This is a genomic window from Kaistella soli, assembly GCF_019038595.1.
Lineage (GTDB): Bacteria > Bacteroidota > Bacteroidia > Flavobacteriales > Weeksellaceae > Kaistella > Kaistella soli.
The window spans coordinates 24,825-50,729 of sequence record NZ_JAHOPF010000005.1 but is presented as its reverse complement, the minus strand read 5'-3'; the positions used below and the strand labels follow the sequence as shown (position 1 = coordinate 50,729).

The following is a 25,905-nucleotide window of genomic DNA, read 5'->3' as shown; positions in this document are numbered from 1 at the left end:
TTTAAGTTTTGATTTGAAATTTATTGGTCAACGCCCAGTAGAAAGAAGTATAATTTCGCTCGATTAAAGTTAAACTTTGCAAATGTTTTCTTTTCAGAATATCCGTTTCTCTTTCTATAAACTTTATTATGTTTTTTTCGTCATCCGGATTCAGTTTACCTTTCCAATATTTCGATTTTGCCTCGTAATATTTAAGTTTTTCCAAATTACTGCTGTTGACAAAAGTGTCATAAATTTCTTTTCTTTTCTGCCTGTTATTCTGATCGGTTCCGACCTGCTGATTATCATGAAGACGGTAAACACCCAGCTTTTCATCAACAAATCCCAGTGTATTTGCCGCGGCAAAATGCATCGCCAATTGGTAATCGTGCAATAAAAGAACTGATGAAGCATTAAAATTCCATTTCTTTTTCGGATTTCTAAAGGCAAAAGAAGCGCCTGTAGCGATATTTCCAAATAGAAACAGATAATGCTGAACGCTTATTCCGTCCGTGTTTTCGGGAAGAAAATAAATGCTTTCCCAATTCGAGGATTTTAAGATGTTGTCGTTTTCTAAAAGCTCGAGATCATGAAAAACCGCTTCTTTATCCGGATTGTTTTTAAAATAACAGAGAACGGTTTCCACTTTGTTGGGTTTCCACAGGTCGTCCTGATCACACAAAAATATAATTTCGTTTTGGCACAGATTGACGGCTTTTTCAAAGTTTTTAATTACACCCAACGGTTTTTCATTGTAGTGAATTTTAAAAACTTCCGGAAGTTTCGAGTGATATTCGGCAAGAATTTCCTGGGTTTGATCAGTGGAATGATCGTCGCAAACGATAATTTCATCTACCTGAACGGTCTGTTCAAGAATACTGTCGAGCTGTTCTTTTATAAATTTTTCGCCGTTATATGTGCAGATTGCGATCGAAGTTTTCATGACTTAATTTTTAAAAATTTTTGAAAACCTCTCCCGGAATCGCAGATAATACTTCAGAATTTTTGTGCTTTGTAGTTTGAGTATATAGTTTTTCTGGTCTAAATTGGATGTGTTTAAAGTTAAATTCTGATTATTGATTTTTTGGAAAACTAAATATTTAGTTTTATCATCGTAATGATTGAATATAAATTGATTGGCATCAAAATTATCCTGAAAAACTGAAGAGAAGTTTTTCGAAGCTCCATCCGGGTTGTGTCTGTAGTAAGCGAGTTTTTCATTGATGAATTTAGATTTCACTTTTGGTTTTCGGAAAATTTCAAGCCAGAAAATCCAGTCTTCTTTCGCTTTAAGGTTGACAGGAAAACGAGTGTTTCCAATGATTTCTTTTTTAATTAAAACACAAAGTATGGGCAGATTAAAATCGATATCCCAACGTGAAACCAGATTTTCAAAAGTGATGTCATATCTTGAAAGATCGCAGAAAGGTTCTTTTATTTCAGTGCCGAAAATCATAGCGAAATTGGTAATCATCATATTTTCGCCGTTTTCATTTTCCAGAGATTTTTTTAGTTTGTTTTGATCCAGAATGTCATCCGCATCCAGAAACTGAATCCATTCTCCTTTTGCAATGTCGAGCCCGTAATTCCTTGTTTTGGTAACGCCCTCATTCTGTTTTTTATGATAAGAAAATCTGCTGTCTTTTTCAGTCCATCTTTTTGCGGTTTCTTCTGTGTCATCCGTGCTTCCGTCATCTATTAAAAGGCATTCCCAATCGGTAAAGGTTTGGTTCAAAACCGACTCTAGGCAAGCTTCCAGGAACGCCGACTGATTATAGCAGGGAATGATAACGGAGACTTTAGGCATCGCTTATTGGGAATAGAGGTGAAAATACGTTTTAGGTAAAGTTAGAATTTTTCTGTAATCCTTTAGATGCCAGTAGAGTTTCAACAGATTGATGTTTAAATCTGACGGTTTGTTAATGAAAGCATAATGAAGGTGCTGCTGAACTTTTTGTGCAACATAATTTTCCGGGAGTTTTCTGTAGTGGTTTTTCAGCAGATATTCTTCTAACTGGTGGACAGCCGCTTCTTTTTCTTTCATGTTATCAGTTTTACCGGAAATGTTTTCGCTGCTTATTCGTACATAAACTTTTGCTCCGTGAATAAATAAAATTTCTTTGCCTTCACTGAATTCCAGCACCGCAATGTCATCCGTTCCCCAAGCGAGAGGAAAATCGCGGAAGCCGTATTTTAAGTAAGAACTCTTCCGGAAAATATGCTCAGAAAGACTCGACTGATGGCCGTGAATGTATTTTTTCTCCCAGTTTTTTATGGGTGAAATTAATTGATCATATTGGGTGAAATCTCTTATTTTATAACCTTTTTCATTAATCCAGCATTGGGAAAATTTCACTACACTGCATTTATTTGTATTGATCTCAGGTAATTTTTCATAAAATTCTTCCACAAGATTATAGGATATTAAATCGTCGTCACCCAAAATCATGAACCATTCTCCCGCATCACTGTCTCCGATGCATCTTTTCCATTGATTAACAAGGTTTTTTGAGCCGTAATTCTCTTCATATCTTTTATAAGTAAACTGCGTTGTTTTCAGCGTTTCCCTGATGAGGTTTTCGGGGTTTTCCAAGCTTGCATCGTCTCCTATAAATAAGCTGAATTTTTTGCACGTCTGCTGTTCCAAAGATAACAGCGTTTCTTTAAAAAAGGTGATTTTGTAATATGGAATAATAATGGTGAGCAATTAAAATAAGGCTTTAAATTCCTGATATGAAATTAAGTTCAGACTTTCTTTCCTGTGTTGTGAAAAAACATTGAATTCGAAGAATTCATTTTCAACGGTAGATTGTTTACCTAAATTTTTGGTTTTAGAAATCACGCCAATTCCCCAGTCCGTATCGATACAGCAGCTTGAAATATCTTTCCTTTTTCTGGCGTTAAAAAAAGCTTTCCAGGTCGTTCCGTTCCAGTATCCGCCGGAAGGTGAAAGGCGGTAATAGTAATTTTCGGAAGCGTGAAATTCTGTCGGTGGATTGCAGTCGTGCATAACGATAAAACCTTCTTCCGAGATGAAGTCAAGCGAATTACTGATGTCTTTTTTTACCTGATCCGCGAGATGTGATCCGTCAATAAATATAATATCGAATTTAATTTCAGGATTTAAGAATTCCCCTTTTCTCAACCCGTCGAAAAACTCATCACTGGTCATTTTGAAATCCACATTATTGATCTCAGATTCGTAACCGGGATCAACGCTGTATTTTTTTGTCGCATTTATCAGATCAAAATTTTCCTCAGTATGACGGACGCCTATTTCCAAATAATGGGTTTCTTTTGCAAAAGTTGCCAGAAGAAAATTAATGATATCAGACCTTAACGGCGTTTTCGCAATTTCTGCATTGGACAGCGTTTCAGCATCAGTATGAAATTTATTGTTGAGGTATTCCTCAGCCAAAGCGATCTTTTTCAACTCTGCTGTCGGTAAAACTACCTGATCTTTTTTAAGCAAATGTATTTTCATATTATTTCCATTCAAATTTTCCGAAAACGACACCGTGATGATATCCGCCGTGAATAGCAAACTGAGACCCCGTATCAATCACATCAAAATGACACACATTTTCTAACTCGTCATACCTGAACAGTTGCGGAATGTGGATAAACGCAGTAATGTTGTACGATCCTGCAGATAAAAATCTGGGTTCAATAACAAGCTGATAATGATCTTTATTGGGATTCAATGCTGCTTCCGCAGAAAAAACTCTGTTCTGAAGCGCGTCCTGTATGGTTACAAATATATTGGCTTTTTCAATCCTTTTTTTATTTAAGATTTCAAAGCTGATGATGATTTCGTCATCATAATCAAAGGAGGATTCCGATTTCTCATTTTGGTCAAGGATTGATATTTTTTTGAAGAAAACGTCTTCATTTCTGTCTTCTTCAGAAGAAAAAATAGAACTTCCTTTATCGGAGTCTTTTAGATAAAGGTCTGTAATTTTTTTAATATTTCCCTGATGTAAAATTTCACCGTTTTTAAGATAAATCCCCGATTTGCAAAGCTGGGAAACTGCTGTCATATTGTGGCTTACGAACAAAACTGTCCTTCCTTCGCCTTTGGAAACATCACCCATTTTCCCGAGACATTTTTTCTGGAATTCCGCATCACCTACCGCTAAAACTTCATCTACAATGAGTATTTCCGATTCGAGATGTGCGGCAACAGCAAAAGCGAGCCGGACGTACATTCCTGAAGAATATCTTTTTACCGGCGTATCAATATATCTTTCAACGCCTGAGAAATCTACAATCTCTGCAAATTTCCGGGTAATTTCTTTTCTTGTCATTCCGAGAATCGCACCGTTAAGGTAAATGTTTTCGCGTCCTGTCATTTCAGGATGGAAACCGGTTCCCACTTCAAGTAATGAAGCGATTCTGCCGTTGGTATAAATTTTTCCGGTAGTGGGTTTGGTGACTTTGCTTAAAAGTTTCAGCAGCGTTGATTTTCCTGCGCCGTTTCTTCCAATGATTCCCACAGCGTCTCCCTTTTCGATTTCAAAATTGATATCACGCAGAGACCAAACGTAATCGGATTCGCCTTTTGAACTCCGGTCGTTTTCTTCCCCGATTTTTAAGTAGGGGTCTTCTTTTCCCCGGATTTGGTGCCAGAAGCGGTTCAGGTCATGCGAGAGCGTTCCTGTTCCCACCTGTCCGAGGCGGTATTGTTTTGAAATATTTTCTGCTTTTAATGCGAGCATTTTTTTAAGATTGCAGTTTTAATTTAAACAGTGTCCATAAAACTTTTTTCCACTTTATTAAAAACCAGTGTTCCGACCGCCAATAAAAACAAAATGATGGCGGTACTGATCAGAAGAAGTTCTGCGGAAAAATCTCCCGAACCCAGCCAGCCGTATTTGAAACATTCGAAAATTCCTGTAAGCGGATTATAATAAGCGAGTTTTTTCCAGATTCCCGACAATGCTGAAAGCGGATAAACGACTGGTGTTGCGTACATATAAAGACTGACGCCAAATCCTAAAAGCATCTGTAAATCCCGGTATTTAGTGGTAAGCGCTGAAAAAATCATCCCCACTCCCAGTGCAAATGCTCCCATTAAGAAAATTAAAAATGGGGTTGCCAAAATCCATAAGTTCGGCTGGATCTGATCTTTTGACAAAAAATAAAAGAATGCAATAAGGAAAAGCAAAAACTGAACGCCAAATTTCATCAGATTCGATATCACTACCGTTAGCGGCATCACCAGTCGCGGGAAATATACTTTCCCGAAAATATTTGAATTATTGGTGAAAACTCCGGAAGTTCCGGTTAAGCAGGACGAAAAGTAATTCCAAAGGGTAACTCCGGCAAGGTAAAATAAAATTTTCGGTGCGCCGTCGGTAGAAAGGTTCGCGATGCTTCCGAAAATTACAAGATAAACAATAGTGGTTAAAATGGGATTGATGAAAAACCAGACAGGCCCAAGAATGGTCTGCTTAAAACTGGATACAAAATCCCGTTTTACAAACATATAAACCAAATCCCGGTACCGCCAAACCTCGCTGAGTTTCAGATCGAAGAGGGAATGTTTAGATTCAATGGTTTCGGTCCATTGCTGTTGAGTTTCGCTCATTTTTCATCATAGTTTAATCAAAAATAAGTTAAATTATTGAAACTACGTGAGTTCTGTCCTGCTAATCGCTAAAGAAATTAGAAATATCGGAATGTAAAGCCTGATTTCGTAAATTATTCCTGTATAAAAGCACATCGCAATATAAGGCAGAGAAAGTAAATGGAAAACCAGAATATGATTAACGGCTTTTTTGTCCTTTGCTAAAACTAACGTAAAAACAAAGAATACGGCCCAGAACAGTAATCCAAGAATATTTTTGGGTTCCCGGAAATTCTGAATTAAAAGATTTCCGTCATTGGTGGAGAATTTTTCATTCATAATTCTCATTCCAAAATAGATGGCGGCGAATGCAATTCCTAAAACAGCTAACGGAAAGAGAGTTTCTTTTTTTGAGCCGTATTTAGAATACAGAAATGTTGCAGCCACAGAAATTGAAAGTGCGGAAGATTCTCTGTTCAGGGTAGAAATCAGTAGGGTTACAGCTAAAATTATTAAATTCAGGTTGGAGCTTTTTTCCAGGTATTTCATCAGAAAAAAGTAGAAAACGAGAAGGAAAAAATAGCCTGAAATGTCATAAGGAACAATGACAAACTGCGAGAATGAGATCACAAAAACAGCAACTGCGGTCAACAGAATTTTCTCAGCCTGAGTAGCGATAAAAGCTTTTGATTCCGTAATTAAAGTCAACATTACTGCACTCAATATCAGGAAAAATGTATTCAAAATGAAGAATGAGAGATACATTTTAGGTTCCGAGTTGTGGTCGAAAAATTTAAGTTTAAATATCTGATAATCAATATTCAGGTATGATAATGTTTCATAAATCCAGATCAGAAAATAACCGCTGAGAACCCGGTACTGATAAATTCCTGAATTGAACTGTTGCGTGAAACCGTTATAATTTAAAATTTTTGAAGAATAAATATTTCCGAAAGAAAAATAGACGAAACTGTTGACTACGAAGGCCAATAAAGCAACGAACACAATTCTGGAGAATAAATTAAATTTCAAATTGTTGTGTTTTTAATTAAGGCGGCGGATTTATTTTACCGTTTTCCGGCCAATTGATTTATAATAAAACCCTGAGTCTTCAACCTGCTCAAGCGCAAACATATTTCGGCCGTCGAAGATGGCTTTGTTGTTCATTTTCTCAGCCATCAGATTAAAATTGGGATTCTTAAACTCGCTCCATTCCGTGGCGATTAAAAGACAGTCCGCATTTTCAAGCGCTGAATACATGTCCTGCGCATAAGAAATCTGGTCATTTAAAATCCTTCTCACATTTTCTTCTGCAATGGAATCGTACGCGGTAATGGTCGCTCCTTTCTCGAGTAAAATTTTGATATTGTCGAGCGAAGATGCTTCCCGGATGTCGTCTGTATTTGCTTTGAAAGCCAAGCCCCACATCGCAATTTTCTTACCCTGAAGATTGCCGCCGAAATATTTTTCAATCTCCGAAACGAGAATCACTTTCTGTGCCTGATTCACATTTTCGGTTGCTTCAAGAATCTGAAAATCAAAATCTTCCTGCTTTCCGGATTTGATTAAAGCTTTTACATCCTTTGGAAAACAGCTTCCTCCGTAACCAATTCCCGGAAAAAGAAAACGGTGACCGATCCTGTCGTCAGAACCCATTCCAAGTCTTACTTTGTCTACATCGGCGCCTACTTTTTCGCAGTAGTTTGCAATTTCGTTCATGAAAGTAATTTTCACGGCAAGAAATGAATTTGCTGCATATTTGGTAAGTTCCGAAGATTTCTCGTCCATAAAAATAATGGGAATTCCCGTGTTGGTAAACGGCTGATAAATTTTTGCCATTATTTCTTTAGCTCTTTCAGATTCGCTTCCTACCACGACTCTCGCAGGATTCATCGAGTCTTCCACCGCGAAACCTTCACGCAAGAATTCAGGATTAGAAACCACGTCAAAAGGGATCTGTGTTTTTCCGGAAATGGTTGCTCTCACCGTATCTGCAGTTCCTACGGGAACGGTAGATTTGTTTACGATCACTTTATATTCCGTCATCAGTTCGCCGATATTGTTGGCGACGCTCAGCACATAGGAAAGATCTGCAGAGCCATCTTCTCCGGGCGGAGTAGGCAGTGCAAGATAAATGACTTCGCTTTTATCCAGCGCTTCCTTTAAATCGGTGGTGAAAAACAGTCGCTGGGCCTGAATGTTTCTTAAGAACATTTCCTCCAGTCCAGGTTCATAAATAGGCACAGTGCCCTGTTTCATGGTTTCTACTTTTTTTGCGTCGATATCCACGCAGTAAACCGTGTTTCCCAATTCTGCCAAAGTAGTTCCTGTAACCAGACCTACGTAACCTGTCCCAACTATAGTGATATTCAAAATTCTGAGTTTTATAAATCTGTGCAAATATAAATAAATTACAGCTTGTTGCCTGATTTTCAATAATTGATTATTCTGTGAATTTTGCAGTTTTATTTAAAAGATGTATATTTGCATCGGATTTACGGAAAACAATGAAAAGGCCTTCGCAAGAATGCCTTTTTTCGTAACTCAAATTAAGAATATGGAATTTAGAAAAAGAATAGAAGAGCTGCTTCATCAGTTTTTGGAGGAAAGAGAGGATTTGTTTCTGATCGATCTGAAGTTTTCATCGGGCGACGATATCACCGTGATACTTGATGGTGACAGCGGAGTTACTTTGCAGGACTGTCTGGACGCGAGCCGCGCAATCGAATTTAATATGGATCGTGAAGAGCATGATTTTTCCCTTCAGGTGATGAGTGCCGGTCTCAGCGAACCGCTTGTTACTCTAAGACAGTTTAATAAAAATATCGGCCGTGAACTTGATATTTTACTTACCGATTCCACCCAGATTGAAGGTGAGCTGGCAAAAGTGGATGAAGACAAAATCACTTTGGTTTTGAAATATAGAAAACCAAAAGATATCGGCAAAGGAAAAGTAGATGTAGTGGAAGAAAAGGAAATTCCTTATACCGACATCAAGAAAGCACTTGTTGCTATAAAATTTTAAATAACACTGGTAATCATTTTCAGATTATCAATGATCAAAAGAATATTAAATAAATTTTAGTTTAAGGGTTTCAGATCTTTAAACTTCTCCCGGATTAATTTGGGATATTAAAAACAAAACATGATATAATGGACGGTTTAGCATTGATTGAAGCATTTGGCGATTTCAAAGAAGATAAAAACATCAGCAAGATTGATCTGATGGCGATTATTGAAGATTCATTGAAAACTTTATTAAGAAAAAGATTTGATTCTGATGATCACTTTGATGTTATCGTAAACCCTGATAAAGGGGATTTTCAGATATTTTTAAATAAAACCATCGTTGAAGACGAGATGTCCGAAGATGATGATTTGGAAATTGAAATTTCTGAAGCTAAAAAAATTGACCCTACTTTTGAAGTAGGTGAAGATTTCACTGTTGAGATCCCGATTGAGAAGTTAGGAAGAAGAAGCATCCTTACCCTGAAACAAATTTTGGCAACAAAACTTCAGGAGCATAATAACGCAATGCTTTATGAAGAGTTCAAGGACAAAATCGGGGAGATCGTTGTAGGTGAAGTACACCACATCCGTCACAAACATGTAATTTTACTTGACGATGAGGATAACGAATTTATTCTTCCAAAGGAAAATCAGATCCCGTCCGATTTCTTCAAAAAAGGAGAAAATGTAAGAGCGATTGTAGAAAGTGTTGATTTCAAAGGATCAAAACCACAGATTATCGTTTCCAGAACGGCTCCGAAATTTTTGGAGAAACTTCTGGAACTTGAGATTCCTGAAATTCAGGACGGAACCATTATTCTTAAAAAAGTGGTGAGAATTCCGGGTGAAAAAGCGAAAATCGCTGTAGATGCTTATGATGACAGAATAGATCCTGTTGGAGCTTGTGTCGGAGTGAAAGGATCAAGAATTCACGGTGTTGTCCGTGAACTGAAGAATGAAAATATTGACGTGATTCAGTGGTCGAAAAACCCTGAAATCATGGTGAAGAGAGCTCTCGGAAACATTACCATCAATAAAATTGAAATCAATCCGGAAACGCAGTACGCCATGGTGTATACGCCGGTAGAAGAGATCTCAAGAGTGATTGGTAAGCAGGGACAGAACATCAGACTGGCTTCCTGGTTAAGCGGATATGAAATTGACGTTTACAGAGAATCCAATGAAGATGACGATGTTGAACTGAAAGAATTTGCAGGTAGCGAAGCCGGAGATATCGAAGAATGGATTATCGCTGAATTCGAAAAAGTTGGTCTTACTACTGCAAAAAGTATTTTAGACAAAGAAACAGACGCACTTTTGAAAATGGTTGATTTGGAAGAAGAAACTATTGAAGAAGTTAAACAGATTTTGAAGGAGGAATTCGAAGACTAATCCTTAAAAATATATACATTAAAGGAAAAGAGTTAACTTTACCGAAAATTAAAATAAAAGTATAAATTATACATGCCCAAAATTAGATTAAACAAAGCGGTTAAGGAATTTAATATTTCGATGACAAGACTGGTAGAATTTCTTCAGTCCAAAGGAATCGAGGTAGAAAGCAATCCGAACGCTCAATTGGAAGAATCGGCATATTCTGCATTGGAAGCTGAGTTCGCCAAAGATGGTGAACAGAGAAAAGCTTCTCATGAGGTAGTGATGATTAAAGTTCCGGAAGAAAAACTGGAAATTGAACCTTCAAAACCTGAGGTAATAAGAGCCAAAGCAAGCCTGAGACCTGAAACAAAAGTTTTGGGCAAGATAGATCTTGACCCGAAAAAACCTGAAGTTCAGGAGGAAGTAAAGCCGGAACCGGCACCAAAAGTAGAAACACCAGCTGCGGAAGTTGTAGAAGCACCGGTAACACTTTCTACACCGGAAAGACAGGAATTTAAGGTTTTGGATAAGATTGATCTTTCCCAGATTGAAGGCAACAAGCCGAAGTCTGCTAAAAAAGATCAGCCTAAAAAAGAGGAAGAAAAGCCTGCTCCGAAAGCAGAAGAAACTCCTGCTCCGAAAGTTGATGCTCCGGCACCCGTTGCTGAGGCGCCTGCTGCGGTTACTGAAGCACCTGCTGCTGAAGCTGGATCCGATAAAATTGAAACAGTTTATCAAAAATTGGAAGGGGTTAAGATTTTAAAGCAAACCGTTGACCTTTCTCAGTTCAATAAGCCCAAGCCTCAGGGCGGAGCCAACAGCGCTGCTGCTAAAAAGAAAAGAAAGCGTATTGAAAAACCGAATGCTCCGGGAACTAATGCTCCGGGTCAGGGTACTCAAGGAAACCGTCCTCCAGGACAGGGTGGAAACCGTCCTCCAGGACAAGGAGGAAACCGTCCGGGCCAGGGAGGAAACCGTCCTGGTTATCAGGGAGGAGGAAATGCCGGAAAAGGCGGAAGCAGAAGAGGAGCACCTACTATGCCTGTTGAGTTAACTGATGAGCAGGTAAAAAATCAGATTAAAGAAACTTTAGAAAAACTTACCAGCAAGGGAGGTAAAAATAAAGGAGCTAAATACAGAAAAGAGAAAAGAGTTTACAGAAGAGAGCAGGATGAACTCCAACAGGAAATTGATGCAGCTGACAGAACTTTAAAGGTAACGGAATTCATTACCGTTGGAGAGTTGGCGAGCTTAATGAACGTAAGCCCAACAGAAGTAATTTCTGCATGTTTCTCTTTAGGCGTTATGGTAACAATGAATCAGCGTTTAGAAGCTGATACTTTATTACTCGTAGCTGACGAATTTGGATATAAAATTGAATTTTCTGATGCTGATCTTGAAGAATCAGCGATCGAGGAAGATACCGATACAGCAGAAGATTTATTACCGCGTGCGCCAATCGTTACCGTAATGGGACATGTTGACCACGGTAAAACTTCCTTACTCGATTATATCAGAAAAACCAACGTAATTGCCGGTGAATCCGGAGGAATTACCCAGCACATTGGTGCTTATAACGTGAAACTTGAAAACGGTCAGAGAATTACATTCCTTGATACACCGGGTCACGAAGCGTTTACCGCAATGAGAGCCAGGGGTGCACAGATTACCGATATCGCAATTATTGTAATTGCAGCGGATGATGATGTGATGCCTCAGACGAAAGAAGCGATTTCCCACGCACAGGCAGCGGGAGTTCCGATGATTATCGCATTAAACAAAGTGGACAAGCCGAACTCGAACCCAGATAATATCCGCCAGCAGCTTTCTGCGATGAATGTTCTGGTAGAAGAATGGGGAGGTAATGTTCAGTGTCAGGAAGTTTCTGCGAAATTCGGTAACAATATGGATGCTTTGCTGGAAAAAGTATTGCTTCAGGCAGAAATGTTGGAATTAAAAGCCAATCCCAATAAAAATGCTCAGGGTGTTGTGATCGAGGCTTCTTTGGATAAAGGAAGAGGGTATATTTCTACCATTCTTGTTCAGAGCGGAACTCTTAAAGTAGGAGATTACATTCTTGCCGGAAAAAATCACGGTAAAGTGAAAGCAATGCTTGATGAAAGAGGGAAACCAATGGAGACTGCCGGTCCTTCAATTCCGGTTACTATTCTTGGTCTTGACGGCGCGCCTACTGCTGGAGACAAATTCAGAGTTTTTGAAGATGAAAGAGAGGCGAAAACAATCGCTACCAAACGTGAGCAGTTACAGAGAGAGCAATCGATCAGAACTAAAAAACACCTTACGCTGGATGAACTGGGCAGACGTATTGCTCTTGGAGATTTCAAAGAACTTAACATTATCCTTAAAGGTGACGTGGACGGTTCCGTGGAGGCGCTTTCAGATCAGTTACAAAGGCTTTCAACCGAAGAAATCAGCATCAATATTATTCATAAAGGAGTTGGTCAGATTACCGAATCCGATGTACTTTTGGCAGCTGCATCCGATGCGATTATGATTGGATTTAACGTAAGAGCTGGTGTCAATGCAAAAGATCTTGCAGACAAAGAAGAAATCGAGATCAGAACTTACTCCATTATCTATAAGGCAATCGATGAAGTGAAAGAAGCGATGGAAGGAATGCTTTCTCCGGAAATTCAGGAGCAGGTGATCGGTAACGTAGAAATACGTGAAACCTTTAAGATTACCAAAGTCGGTACTATTGCAGGCTGTATGGTTCTTACCGGAAAAGTGACCCGAAATTCAAAAATCCGATTACTGCGTGACGGTATCGTGAAGTTTGACGGAGAGCTTGAAAGTTTGAAGCGTTTCAAGGACGACGTAAAAGAAGTTACGAAAGGATATGAATGTGGACTGAACATTAAAGGATACAACGATATTGAAGTTGGGGACATCCTGGAAGTGTATGAAGAAGTTGCTGTAAAAAAGAAACTGAAGTAAAAAATCCTTCTATATATTATAAAAACCTGCTTTTTGCAGGTTTTTTTGTTGGCGCTAAATATTGAAATAAAAAAAAGTGAAGAAAAATCAAAATATTTTATTTTGAGCTTTTCGAGGCTTTTGGTAATGAAAAGGAAATTTATTTAAACAATTGTTTAGTTAACCTTATCGCCCTCTCGAAAACCTTATGAATAATGCATTTCTCCGTTTTTCGGAAAGCCGTTATGGGTTTGTTATTGTTAAATTTAATTAACATATTTGTGCTGATAATATTAAAAAAGTGTTAATATGAATGTAAAGTTAAAAGTTTTAACTGCAGGAGTTTTGTTTTTTACAGGACAGGCAGTTATGGCGCAAAAAGATTCGTTAAAAACGGAGAATATTGATGAGGTAATACTTGTTGGTTATGGAACCCAGAAAAAAGCAGATGTTACAGGAGCGATCGCAACAATCAAGAGTGAGGTTTTGCAGGAGCAGCCGGTTGCTTCTGTTGAGCTTGCACTACAAGGTAAGGCACCTGGAGTTCAGGTAGCAAGTACAGGAGGAAGAGCCGGTAATACTACCAAGATCAGTATTAGAGGTAACGGTTCACTGAGTGCTTCAAATAATCCACTGTATATTATAGATGGTGTTCCTCAGGAAAGTTTAGGAAATCTTTCCCCTGAAGATATTGTAAGTATGCAGATTCTTAAAGATGCTGCATCAAGTGCAATCTATGGATCACGCGCGTCCAATGGTGTAGTTTTGGTAGAAACGAAATCCGGTAAATACAACAGTAAACCAACTGTTACTTTCAATACCTCGTATGGTATACAGGAAATTATTAACAGACCAGACCTTTTGAACGGAGACCAATACAAGCAGATTCATGATGTTGCCAGACAGAATTATCTGAATGATATCGCAAAAGGAGTATTGGCTAATCCTAGCGCAACTTCCCCGGGCGGGATGGCTCTTAATAATCCCATGGTCGCTACAGGTGTCAATACCAATTGGATGGATCAGATTCTGAGAACCGGAGCTATTACAAATAATCAGTTAGGTTTTACTGCTGGTAACGAAAATTCCAAAGTATACTTTTCTGTTTCTCATGTGAGTCAGGAGGGGATCATCAAGCAGGATAAATATGAAGTTGCAAGAGTAAGACTTAATGTAGAACAAAAGATGACCGATAAATTTAAAATCGGGATTAACTCTTACTATACACAATCTGATGCAGTGCCAATCGTAGATGATAACAATACTTATCAGCCTTACAGCAATGCAATGGCAGCAGCTCCTAATAAAACTCCTTATGATGCTAACGGTAAAATCAACCGTAATTTGAGCACAAATAACCCTTTACACGCTTTTGAAAGAGTTGTTACTGATAAATGGCAGAGGTTAGGTGCAAATTTCTTTGCTGCCTATAATCCTATCAAAGATCTAACTTTAAAGACCTCGATCAGTGGAAATCTTTCTGTAAACAGATATAACCGCTTTGACGCACCTAATACAAGAAGAGGTGAGCTTGCAGGAAAACCATACGGTTATGGTTATTACAGTACTCAGAATAACAGAGATTACTTAATTGAAAATACGGCAACTTATAACAGCAAGTTTGTAGACGGGAAACTGAATGTTAATGCTGTTGTAGGACAGTCTTTTCAAAGGTGGGATTATGAAGATTCTTATTTACAAGGAGAGAACTTCCCGTCAAATGAATTGCAATGGTTGGTTTCTGCCGCCACAATTAACGCAGGTAGAGCATATCCTTCTTGGATGTCTCTTGCGTCTTTCTTTGGTAGAGTTCAGTTCAACTGGGACAATAAGTATAACTTGATGCTGTCTACCCGTTATGACGGTTCTTCAAAATTCACAAATGACTATAAATGGGGTAATTTCCCGGCAGCGTCAATTGGATGGACTGCTTCTAACGAATCATTCTTTAACGTTCCTGTTATTAATGAGCTTAAATTCAGAGCATCTTACGGTTTTACAGGTAACCAAACCGGTATTCCATTCTCTGCTGGACTAAATCTGATCAGCGCCGGACAAAACCATAACCAGAATCCGGGAATGGCTGTTACCGATCTGTTTAACCCTAACTTGCAATGGGAAAAAGGAGAATCGATGGATGTAGGTATGGATTTATCAATGTTCAAGCGAAGAGTGAACCTTAATGTTGATTTGTATGATAAAACAACAAATGAACTTTTATACAGAATTCCTGTAAACCAGGAAACAGGTTTCCTTAATATGCTTAGTAATGTAGGCTCTATTAATAACAAAGGAATTGAAGTTGCTTTGGATACTAAAGTGATCAAGGGCTCAAAATTCAGCTGGGATCTGGGAGCTAACTTCTCTTACAACGAAAATACTGTAGAAAAAATTGGTACAAAAGCCGGATTGTTTACGACTGGGTTTGCATCAATTGTTAAAGAAGGTGAATCCTTAGGTTCTTTCTATCTGATTGAAGCTTTAGGTGTTGCTAATGAGCGATATGAATATAAAAACGCAAGTGGAGCCGTTACTAAAGTTGTTCAGGCGGGTGATATGATTTATAAGGATGTGAACGGAGATGGTCTGATCGATTCTTCTGACCGTCAGATCTTCAATGGAGGTATCGCACCAATGTATGGTGGTATTAACACAAGAATTGCTTACGGAATTGTAGATTTATCAGCTAACGCACAGTATTCTATCGGGAAAAAAATCTACGCGATGTATAAAGAAGATCAAGTAGGTGGTGCAGCAATTGGTTACCCTTCATTCTCTGAGAATATGATCAGCGAGCAAATGAATTATTGGACTCCAGAAAATACCAACACTAACGTACCGAGACCTCATTACGCAAGTGCAATTTCTTCTTGGAATAATCAAAGATCGACAAGATTCTTAGAAGATGCAGATTATCTTAGAATCACTGATATTACTTTGGGAGTAAACCTTTCTAAAGAGCAACTGGGCTTTGTCAAATCAATGAGAATTTATGCTCAGGTTAGAAATCCATTTACATTCACAAAATATTCAGGTGTTGACCCGGAAACTTATTATGTAGATCAATCAGTCAATGCTACTCAATCCGTTGCTGATACCACAAAAATTGCATCCGGTGTAGATATGAACGGTATTCCGAACGTAAAAGTTTACAGTTTAGGAATGAACATTAACTTCTAAAAATTAAAAAAATGAAAAAATTAAGTATATTATTACTTGCATTTGGTATGCTTTTTACCTCATGTGACAGAGCGTTAGAGGCAGAATCGTTTGCGTCACTTGATGCTAATTCACCTCTATCGACCAGTGATGTAGATAAATTATTAACTGGGGCATACAAAAGAATTATGGAGCCTAGCGGTTACCCGTATTTTAACGTGATGGCTCCTGAAGTTATGGCTGACAACTTTAAGCCGGTTAAATTTCAGTTTGTCCAACTGCAGTATTTGTTCGAACACGTAGTTCCTCCGGGAGATATTTTGTTGAGTTACTACTACAAAGACTTCTATACAGCGATTTCCAGAGCGAACACCATTATGAAAGTGCCATCCGCCTCTGCTGCACAAGTAGGTAAGGCTAGATATGTGAGAGCACTTTCTTACCTGAGACTTTATGATTTATATGAAGGAGTTCCTTTGGTTGACGAGAATACTGCTCCTGGCCCAATCAAAGCAAGTACTGGCCCTGAAGTATTGGCATTTATCATTGCTGATTTAAAGGCTGCAAAAGCTGCTATTGAGCCTTTCGATGCATCGAATGCAGGTTTGGTTCAGTTAACCCCAACCAGAGAAGCTGCTCAGGCACTTTTAGCTAGAGTTCTAAGAATGAACGGCGATATCGCTGGTGCTGGTGTAGAAGCAGAAGCGCTTATTAACAGCGGGAAATTCAGTATCTCTGCTGATCCTAAAGATTATAAATCCGAAGTAATCCTGAAATTTGCTGGTAACAAAGCTGAAGAAAACGGATCTTGGGGATGGATCATGAGCTATGATGCAAGAACATGGAATTGTTTTGCGGCTGCTGATGATTTATTAGCTTTATTAGGTGCAAATGATACAAGAAGAAGTTTGTTTGATATTGCTGAAGCTCCTTCAACAGGAGGGTTTGTTTTTTCAAACAAATATAGCCCAAATGACGATTCAGATTTGTTAATCTCTAGAATTCCGGAGATGTACTTAATTTCTGCGGAAGCCGGAAACACTGCCAGATTGACAGAACTGCAAAATATCCGTAATTCAAGCTTATCACTGGATAATGAAAGAAGATTAGAGCTTTCATTCGAATGGGTAAGATGGTCTGATTTAAAGCTTAAAGGTGAAAAGTATAAACTGCCTTTCCCTCAAGGAGCGATGGATGCTAATGAACTTTTAGGGAAATAATTGATTTCCTAGTTATAATAAGGCTGCTTCACATAAGTGAGGCGGCCTTTTTTATTTGATTTTCGAGTGATAGTGTGTAAGGTATGTGGTGTTACAATTCATCTGTACATGCATTGAAAATCTTCTATTCACTGCTAACGAGCTAATTTTTAAAAGTCTAAATTACAGAATGCTATATCTGTTTTTCTCGGGACCAATTATGCACCTGTTGTAATCAATAACCTTATTACAGTTCCGGCAGGTGATAAGAGATGGACATGGTTGCTTCCTCAGGCAGAAATAGATGCCTCAAAAGGATTGGTAACTCAAAATGATCTGTAATATTTAATCAGATTATCATTTAAATTTTTTAGTAACTGCATCAATTTTTTTTGATGCAGTTTTTTTGTGCTCGAACGTAATTTGGAATTAATAATTCAATTTGAAGGTGTTTTTGTTAGCTATCTTTCAATTACAATGTTGGTTTTTGAATTGCTATAAATATTTGTTTTTAACAGTGTTTATTCTGAATGTTTAATATATCATCTATTTCTATAACAAAACATCAATGTATTTCTTATAATTTGTTATTTTTAAAAATTTACACTTGTATATGTTAAATTAAATTAACATATTTGCCCATTAAAATATTAAATAGTGTTAATATGAATGGAAAATTACGAGTTTTAAGTATTGGGGTACTGTTCTTTGCGGGACATACGTTAATGGCTCAAGCAAAAAAAGACACGGCTACCAAAACAAGAGACATTGAAGAAGTAGTAGTCTTAGGATCTTATGGTATTAAAGAGTCTCAGGAACAGAAAGTAGGTTCCTATTCTTTAATTACTTCAAAAGTTCTGGAAAAACCGAACGCTGTTTCATTGGATTTAGCAATTGCCGGCCAGGCATCAGGTGTTGTCATTAATTCTAACAGTGGGCAGCCAGGCTCAAATGCACGGGTTTTGATTCGTGGTATCAGCAGTTTATCGGGTAATACTCAACCATTATATATTGTAGACGGTGTTCCTGTGCTTACCGGTGATGCGGCGGGTATTGCAACCACTTCCAACGCGCTGGCCATGATAAATCCGGCGGATATTGAGTCTATTGAGGTTTTGAAAGATGGTGTAACTACCTCTTTGTATGGATCCCGAGGTGCTGCAGGTGTTATCGTTATTAAAACGAAGTCTGGAAAGAAAGGCGGCAAATTTAGTTTTAACTCTGAGGTAGGAGCTGGAACTGAAGCTTATGAAAAGTATGACCTACTGGATGGGCCCGGTATGGTGAAGCTTCTTACCCTTGGCTACGTCAACCAAGGCTTCAGCCAAGCTGCAGCAAGTGATAAAGCAAAATCCTTTTATAATTGGGATGGCGTTACTAATGAAAACTGGCAGAAAGCTACCAGAAATTCAGCTCCTTCATACAACCGGAATGCAATTAACTATTCCGGCGGTAATGAAGTTGCCAATATATATGCATCATTAGGTTATACAGACCAACAGGGTATTGCCAGAGATGCCGCATATAACAGGTTAAATGCCACTTTGAAAGGCACGTGGAAAATGTCTGATGTATTGACAGTACAAATGTCTAACATGTTATCAAGAGCAAATCAAAAGGGACCGCTTGATTATGGATATTTTCAAAACCCTATCTTAGGCGCAAGATTTATCAATGGGACACAGCCTATTTATAATCCTGACGGCTCTTATAATTTAAGTTTAATCTCCGGAATCGGGACCGATTTTAATTTAGTGGGGATTCAGGATGTAAATAAGAGGAAATCAACTTTTACCAAGATTTTATCATCCTTAGGAGTAGATTATAATTTCGCAAGAAATTTCAGATTCTCGTCCAATATTGGGATTGATTACAATTATTACGACGAATTCGAATGGCAAAATCCCGATTTTGCTGATGGTGTGAATGCGCAGGACCCATTGGGAGATGGAAACGGTATAAAAACAGATTTCAGCTACTCTACGTGGAACTGGTCTAATTTAGTTCACTACAGTGTCAAGTTAGGAGAAGATGACGATCATGACATTAATATTTCTGCAGGTGCTGAAGCTACAAACAGACAAGATAAAAATACTTTTGTCATCAGACAGGGTTATCTTTCAGGACACTGGGATCAGAATACTTTGGCCAATGCGGCCAATATCGCAGACGGGAATTCCGACTATACGGAATGGCATCTTATAGGATATATCGCCAGAGCATCTTATGGCTACAAAAACTTATTTAATGTTACTGGCTCTTTCCGACGTGATGGATATTCGCATTTTGGGGATAATATCAAATACGGTAATTTCTGGGCTGCGGGTGCGAATGTGAATCTGCATAACTTTGGAAATATTTCAAACTGGTTTCAAAACTTTCAGGTACGGGGAAGTTATGGAGAAGTTGGAAATACAGGAGGGGATGCATTCCTCTACAGAAAATATAACCGTTTAACGCCAAACACTTATCTTGAAGAATCAGGAAACAGTATATCTCCTGGTAATCAGGATTTAGGTTGGGAGAATTCGAAAAAACTGAATTTCGGTGTAGATTTAGGCTTCAGCAGTAACAGATATCGTATCTCTGTTGACTGGTATAAGAATGACGTCGTAAATCAGCTGACCAGTGATGTGCCGAACCCCGGTTCAACAGGATTCCCTACATTATTAGGTAACGCTGTATCTTCAGTTTCGAAAGGAATTGAAACTACACTAAGTGCTGATATTTTTAACACGGAAAATTTTAAATGGTCTTTAACAGGAAATTATTCCTACAACGATTCCAAGATCACAAAATTATTGAGTCCCTTTGTTGACAGATCTTTCGCAAAGCATTTTCTTGTAGATCATAACCCTACCGAATGGTATTTATATTCGTATGCGGGAGTGGATCATTCAAATGGAGATGCGTTATGGTATACTAACGAAGCACAAACCGAAACCACTAATAGTACTTCAAAGGCCCTGAGAATGATGACCGGTAAAAATGCATTACCAACACATACTGCTGGTTTAACAAATAATTTCACCTATAAAAATTTAACGCTTTCGTTCTTATTTACTTACATGGGAGATTACTATGTATATGATTTATGGCAGAGATACTTCAATAATGATGGACAGGATATTCAGGGGGTACAGGTTGCTGATGCTTTAAACAGCTGGACACCAGATAATCCTACTTCTGACCGACCTAAGTTTATTCCTGGTAATACAGCTACGAGGCTGCATTCAACAAGATATCTTTATAAAGGAGACCACATAAGAATGAAAAGCTTGGAATTAGGCTACAGACTGCCAAAATCGATATTGGGCGAAAGTGGCCCAAAAGGACTTTATGTGTATGCCCGAGGCGTAAATCTCTGGACCTATGCATTTGATAAAAACCTGCCTTTCGATCCTGAAGCGAATTCCAATACAATGGGAACTATCGGAGGAATGGGAGTATATGATCAAACCCAGCCAAATATGAAACAGTATCTATTTGGAATTACGATTGATTTTTAACTAAACAAATTAGAAAAATGAAATTCAAAAATATTTTTATTGCAACTACTGTTACAGTATCCGCATTAACTTCATGCTCGGACAGCTTCCTTACCGATTTGCCGCCCAGCGCTACTATTATTACGCCTACAGGGGCTTTAAAAACGAAAACCGACCTTGCCGTTGCTGTTAACGGATTGTATGCCACAATGAATTCAGCTGCTGCTTTCGGATCCAATCACCAAACTTATCAGGAGCTGACAGGTGATCTGGCATTTGTAGGTGCTGTAAATTCCGGCCGTTTTACTCAGACAAACGGATGGGGACATATCAGTCCGGCTGATGGTGTAAGCGACGGGTTGTGGAACAGTCTTTATAATATCATCGCGAATGCAAATTTTATCTTAGGCTACGAAGGTCAAATTCCTGAGGACGAAAATGGTACAGCGCCTGTTGCTGATTTATTTGCACATGCGCACGCAGTAAGAGCTTATAGTTATTCTGTGTTAATGGCGTATTTTGCACCTAATTACGGTGAAGGAGATCAATCTCTCGGCGTTCCGTATCCCACTACTTTCGACATCACTCAGAAATTACCAAGATCTACCGTAAGTCAGGTATATAATGCCATTATCAACGATCTGAATATCGCAAATGCAAATTTTGACCCAGGCTTCAGTTACGGAAAAAATAAGTTTAATTCAGAAGCATCACAGTTGCTGACTGCACGGGTTTATCTTTACATGAAGAATTATCCAATGGCAATTCAGTATGCAAACGAAGCTCTGAGCGGACCTACTCCTCTACTTCCAAAAAATAAACTTTCGTCTTATTTTTTAGGTGATGATGACACCAACGAAACTTTATTTCAGATTTATGAATCACCGAATGTGAATATCGGTGCTAACGATGCCATTTCTGGAACATGGTCGTCCGCCGGAACTTATAAACAGAACTGGATGAGAAGAAGTTTCTGGGATACATTTCCAATAACTGACGCAAGAAAAACATTCTGGTATACTTCAAGCGGGTTTGTGAACAATTTGACTGATACTCCAAAACCTATTGATGTTAGGAAATACACTTCGCCAGCTAAAGATGTCGTTCTGTTCAGAAAAACAGAAGCTGAATTTATTTTGTTCGAGGCAAACTACCATCTAAATCCGGCACAGGCTGCTGCAGGTTTACAAAGTTGGGTAAGAGAATACAGAGATGCCGCTTACACAGTTCCGGCTGTTTCCGGTCAGGCGTTGCTGGATGAGATCTTAAGACAGAAAGGATTTGAGTTCTTTTTGGAAGGACATAGGCTTACCGACCTTAAGAGAAATCATAAGAAAGTAGACAAAAGCGGGCAAAACGGCAATACATTTGTTGCGGAAGCCGACAATTATAAATTTGTTTGGCCAATACCATTGTCTGAGATACAGACCAATCCTAATGTTATTCAAAATCCTGGTTACTAAAATCAGTTTTCATGATAAAAAAAACCCTGCTTTTCCGCAGGGTTTTTTATTTCCCCATATTTCTTACATTTGTAGTCGAAAGTAAAAATGAGACGCAGGATGATTTTTTCAGATCATGAAAATTCTCTGGCGTGCCATCTGAACTCATTAAAAAAACAAATACGAACGGATGAAATATCTTCTTCTCTGTATCTTCTTATGTGGGGTTTCTCTTAGCGCACAGGTCGTTAATAAAACCGATTCCAACCGGGTGAAACCACAGGATACGCTGGTGATCGATTCCGGACGGAAAGATTCACTGGTGATCTTTAAGCCTACGATTTACGATTATCAGTATCAAACTCAGTTTTCTGAAAAAAAGATATTTGATACGGTTTTCACCCACGACAAAACGTTCATTTTTTCACAGTATAACAACCGTGATAATTTCGGGAAGATACAGTTTGCCAATATCGGTTCAGGGTTTCAGTCCCTGGTTTTTGAGGTTAATCCGGAGCAGAATCTTTCTCTGCTTCCCACCCGAAAGTCCTATTTTATCCTGGGCATCAATGATATTAAATACTATGATGTAAAAACTCCCACCACTGCTTTTATTTATCATAATTCCGTGAGCAGCGGTGCCGCACTGCAGTCAACTTATACGCAGAACATCGGCAAAAACTTCAACTTTTCGGTGGAGTATATGGGACTCCGTTCTCTGGGCATGTATCAGCATTCCCTCGCTTCCAATAACAATGTGATATTTTCCGGGCATTATACTTCTAAAAATAACAAATACGAAGCGTTCGCCCATTATATTCACCAGAATGTCAACAATCAGGAAAATGGAGGTGTAGCTGATATCAATCTTTTCCTCGACGGAAACAGCAATTTCAATAACAGGCTGAATCTTCCGGTAAACCTCAATTCTTCAGATTCCAGATTTGGCTACAGAAGATATTATTTCAGCCAGCAGTTCAGGCCATTTGCTTCTGAAAAATTCCCGTTCAAAATCCGTCACACGATCTTTCATCAGGGAAATAAATACTATTACAATCAGTCGGCGCCGGAAGCCTACTATTTTGATAATGCAGCCGATTTAATTGATTATCCGCTTTCTTCAAAAAAATATTCCAAAAATCTGAGCAATACGGTAAGTGTACTTTTCGATAAAGAAAATTTCAAGCTTGATGCCGGGGTCCGCCATCAGCTTATTAAACTCGGAATGGGGACGGCAGTGCCAGATTCGCTGAATATTCCGCAGGAGCTTTCAGAGAACAGGATCGGGGCAGTAGGGAACTTATCTATTAAGCTCTGGAATAAAATTGAACTCAATTCAAACCTGGAGTTTTCAAACGGAAGTGAATTCGGAACGTTTATCCGTTCTAAGAATTTAATGAAGTTCGAACCGGTAGAAGGCTATTTCGCGAATGCAAAAGTGAACTTTCAAACCGCTTCGCCGAGTTTTAACTTACTGATGAATCCTTCGGTGTACAAACGGTTTAATTATTATCTGAAAAATCCGAACAATGAGACCATTACAGAAATCGGCGGCGATATTAATCTGAAATGGTTTAACAGCAGTGTTTTTGCGAATTATTTCAGAATTAATAACTATACTTATCTCGATGCGCAGGCAATGCCGCAACAGAGCGCTTCTTCTCTGAATATTTCGCAGATTGGCGGCGAGGCTACATTTTCTTACGGTAATTTCCATCTGAATCCCAAAGTGCTTTTTCAGAGTGCGATTGGGAATAAAGATCTGCTGCCGATGCCTAATTTTGTCGGAAGAGCAAACTTTTTCTGGCAGTCGAAAGCTTTTAAAAAAGCGGCAGAAATTCAGGCCGGTGTTAAAGTGTACTACTTCACCAAATTTGCCTCCCGCGAATATTTTCCGGTGCTGAATGAATTTATTTTACCCAACGCCAATTCCTATTCTATCGGTGGGCAGCCGATCGTGGATGTTTATTTCAACTTAAAAGTAAAAAGGATGTTCTTTTTTATCGAAGCACAGCATCTGGACACCACTATTATGCAGAACAAATCTTTCACGGCGCCCAATTATCCCATCTACGATTTCCGTCTGAATCTGGGAATCGTATGGTACTTATTCAGCTAAAATATTTTGAAAAAAACTACCAACATACCTTTTTCAGATCTTGAAAGTATTCCTCTGCTCATCAAAGATTTTCTGACGCAGAAAATTCCGGGTTTCGAACAGTATATTTTTAATCCTGAAAATATTGAGAAGCAGTTTGAACTGAAAAAAGCATCCTTTGACAGGGAAAAAAGAGCAGTGCTGTGTAATGTTCTGAATGAACAGCATTCAGCGCTTGAGATCAGTGAAAGGCAAAAACATAATTTAGCATCTCTGCAGAACGATAACACTTTTACGGTGACGACCGGTCATCAGCTCAATCTCTTTTCCGGGCCGGTGTTCTTTATCTATAAAATTTTGCAGACGATAAAACTCGCGGATTTTCTTAATGAAAAATTCCCGGAAAGAAAAACGGTTCCGGTATTCTGGATGGCGACCGAAGATCATGATTTTGAGGAAATCAACCATTTCAAAACGGAAACTCATTATTACGAAACCAAAGCCAAATCTGGCGGTGCAGTCGGCAGAATTCATGTCGAAGATGATTTTTTCATTTCAGAGTTCGAAAACGAATTTAAAGATTCTGTTTTTGGAACCGAATTGATCCTGCTGATGAAGAAAGCATACAGAAAAGGCAATACACTTTCTGAGGCCACGAGAATTTTAGTTCAGGAACTCTTCGCCGATTACGGTTTACTGATTATCGACGGTGATGATGCCCGTCTGAAAAACGAAATGAAAGCAGTTTTTAAAAATGAACTTTCACATCAAAAGCTTTTTGAATCCACGCAGGAAACCGTAGCGCTTTTAACTGAAAAATACGGAAAAGTTCAGGTGAATCCAAGAGAGATCAACCTGTTTTACCTCTCTGACACGAGAAACAGGATTGAATCTGACGGTGAGAAATTCAATATTGTTGATAAAAATATTTCTTTCACTGAAGATGAAATTCTTGAAGAACTCCGTAGTCATCCTGAAAAATTCAGTCCAAATGCACTGATGAGACCGGTTTATCAGGAGGCCGTTCTGCCCAATCTGGTGTATATCGGCGGTAATGCGGAGATCATGTACTGGCTTGAACTTAAGAATTATTTCCAATCACTTCAGCTTCCTTTTCCGGTTCTGATTCCGAGAAATTCTCTGCTTTTCATTGAGGATAAATCTTTGAATAAAGCGACGAATCTGGGTTTAAATATCAAAGATTTCTTCAGGAATTTTGCATCTGTAACCAAAGGTGTTTTACTGGAAAACAATGAAATACTTCCGCTGCTGAATGAAAGCGAAACTGCCCTGAAAAATCAGTTTGAACAGATCGCAGCAAAAGCAGAATCCACCGAAAAAAGTTTTGGAAATTTAGTGAACGCTGAACAGACAAGACAGCTGAAATCGTTTGAAAGAATGAGGAAGAGGCTTCTGCGTGCGGAGAAAATCAAGCAGAATGAAAAGCTGGAAAGGCTTGAGAATTTGTTTTTAAAAATTCATCCCGGTAAGATCTGGCAGGAGAGGGTTTATAATTTCTCCGTCTTCTATGCAGATTACGGAAAAGAATGGCTTCAATATTGTTATGAGGAAATGGACGTGGAAAAGTCGGAACTAATTATTGTTTCCATTTAATTTTAAAGCAGTATTTTTGTAAATATTTATCATA

17 protein-coding genes are annotated in these 25,905 nt (G+C 38.6%); 9 read left to right on the top strand and 8 right to left on the bottom strand.

Features of this window, described 5'->3' with window-relative positions; all coding sequences use genetic code 11:
* Position 1: 1 nt before the first annotated feature.
* From KSK37_RS10605 to KSK37_RS10570, 8 genes are read right to left on the bottom strand one after another with little or no spacing between them, the layout of a single operon-like run.
* Positions 2–922 carry a glycosyltransferase gene (locus KSK37_RS10605; protein ID WP_217201400.1) on the bottom strand — a complete coding sequence of 307 codons (921 nt, stop codon included), beginning with the start codon at positions 920–922 and terminating at the stop codon, positions 2–4.
* A gap of 3 nt (positions 923–925) precedes the next feature.
* A complete protein-coding gene (locus tag KSK37_RS10600; protein ID WP_217201398.1) occupies positions 926–1,786 on the bottom strand; it encodes a glycosyltransferase family 2 protein in 861 nt (286 codons plus the stop codon).
* Positions 1,787–1,789: 3 nt separating this feature from the next.
* A complete protein-coding gene (locus tag KSK37_RS10595; protein ID WP_217201396.1) occupies positions 1,790–2,686 on the bottom strand; it encodes a glycosyltransferase in 897 nt (298 codons plus the stop codon).
* Positions 2,687–3,463 (bottom strand): class I SAM-dependent methyltransferase, encoded by a 777-nt coding sequence (locus KSK37_RS10590; RefSeq protein ID WP_217201394.1) that lies wholly within the window; start codon positions 3,461–3,463, stop codon positions 2,687–2,689.
* 1 nt (position 3,464) lies between these two features.
* Positions 3,465–4,697 (bottom strand): ABC transporter ATP-binding protein, encoded by a 1,233-nt coding sequence (locus tag KSK37_RS10585; protein ID WP_217201392.1) that lies wholly within the window; start codon positions 4,695–4,697, stop codon positions 3,465–3,467.
* Between the two features lie 23 nt (positions 4,698–4,720).
* Positions 4,721–5,569, bottom strand: a complete 849-nt coding sequence (locus tag KSK37_RS10580; protein ID WP_217201390.1) for an ABC transporter permease — start codon at positions 5,567–5,569, stop codon at positions 4,721–4,723.
* A 42-nt stretch (positions 5,570–5,611) separates the two neighbouring features.
* The gene (locus tag KSK37_RS10575) at positions 5,612–6,580 is read right to left on the bottom strand and encodes a hypothetical protein (protein WP_217201388.1); all 969 of its coding nucleotides are present in this window, start codon (positions 6,578–6,580) and stop codon (positions 5,612–5,614) included.
* 30 nt (positions 6,581–6,610) lie between these two features.
* Positions 6,611–7,921 (bottom strand): UDP-glucose dehydrogenase family protein, encoded by a 1,311-nt coding sequence (locus KSK37_RS10570; RefSeq protein ID WP_217201386.1) that lies wholly within the window; start codon positions 7,919–7,921, stop codon positions 6,611–6,613.
* A 184-nt stretch (positions 7,922–8,105) separates the two neighbouring features.
* Between KSK37_RS10570 and rimP the strand changes: the two genes are divergently transcribed.
* The 9 genes from rimP to bshC all read left to right on the top strand — a co-directional run bounded on the left by rimP (position 8,106) and on the right by bshC (position 25,871).
* A complete protein-coding gene (gene rimP, locus KSK37_RS10565) occupies positions 8,106–8,573 on the top strand; it encodes a ribosome assembly cofactor RimP (protein ID WP_217201384.1) in 468 nt (155 codons plus the stop codon).
* A gap of 128 nt (positions 8,574–8,701) precedes the next feature.
* The gene (gene nusA, locus KSK37_RS10560; protein WP_088359332.1) at positions 8,702–9,949 is read left to right on the top strand and encodes a transcription termination factor NusA; all 1,248 of its coding nucleotides are present in this window, start codon (positions 8,702–8,704) and stop codon (positions 9,947–9,949) included.
* Positions 9,950–10,021: 72 nt separating this feature from the next.
* A complete protein-coding gene (gene infB, locus KSK37_RS10555) occupies positions 10,022–12,892 on the top strand; it encodes a translation initiation factor IF-2 (protein WP_217201382.1) in 2,871 nt (956 codons plus the stop codon).
* Positions 12,893–13,180: 288 nt separating this feature from the next.
* Positions 13,181–16,051: a SusC/RagA family TonB-linked outer membrane protein gene (locus KSK37_RS10550; RefSeq protein WP_217201379.1), complete on the top strand. Its 2,871-nt coding sequence runs from the start codon at positions 13,181–13,183 to the stop codon at positions 16,049–16,051.
* 11 nt (positions 16,052–16,062) lie between these two features.
* The gene (locus tag KSK37_RS10545; protein ID WP_217201377.1) at positions 16,063–17,250 is read left to right on the top strand and encodes a RagB/SusD family nutrient uptake outer membrane protein; all 1,188 of its coding nucleotides are present in this window, start codon (positions 16,063–16,065) and stop codon (positions 17,248–17,250) included.
* Positions 17,251–17,894: 644 nt separating this feature from the next.
* Complete coding sequence (locus KSK37_RS10540) at positions 17,895–20,738, top strand: SusC/RagA family TonB-linked outer membrane protein (RefSeq protein ID WP_217201375.1); 2,844 nt, start codon at positions 17,895–17,897, stop codon at positions 20,736–20,738.
* Between the two features lie 17 nt (positions 20,739–20,755).
* The gene (locus KSK37_RS10535) at positions 20,756–22,180 is read left to right on the top strand and encodes a RagB/SusD family nutrient uptake outer membrane protein (RefSeq protein WP_217201373.1); all 1,425 of its coding nucleotides are present in this window, start codon (positions 20,756–20,758) and stop codon (positions 22,178–22,180) included.
* A 169-nt stretch (positions 22,181–22,349) separates the two neighbouring features.
* A complete protein-coding gene (locus tag KSK37_RS10530; RefSeq protein WP_217201371.1) occupies positions 22,350–24,278 on the top strand; it encodes a putative porin in 1,929 nt (642 codons plus the stop codon).
* Positions 24,279–24,284: 6 nt separating this feature from the next.
* Positions 24,285–25,871, top strand: coding sequence for a bacillithiol biosynthesis cysteine-adding enzyme BshC (gene bshC / locus KSK37_RS10525; RefSeq protein ID WP_217201368.1), 1,587 nt, complete (start codon positions 24,285–24,287; stop codon positions 25,869–25,871).
* Positions 25,872–25,905 lie beyond the last annotated feature (34 nt).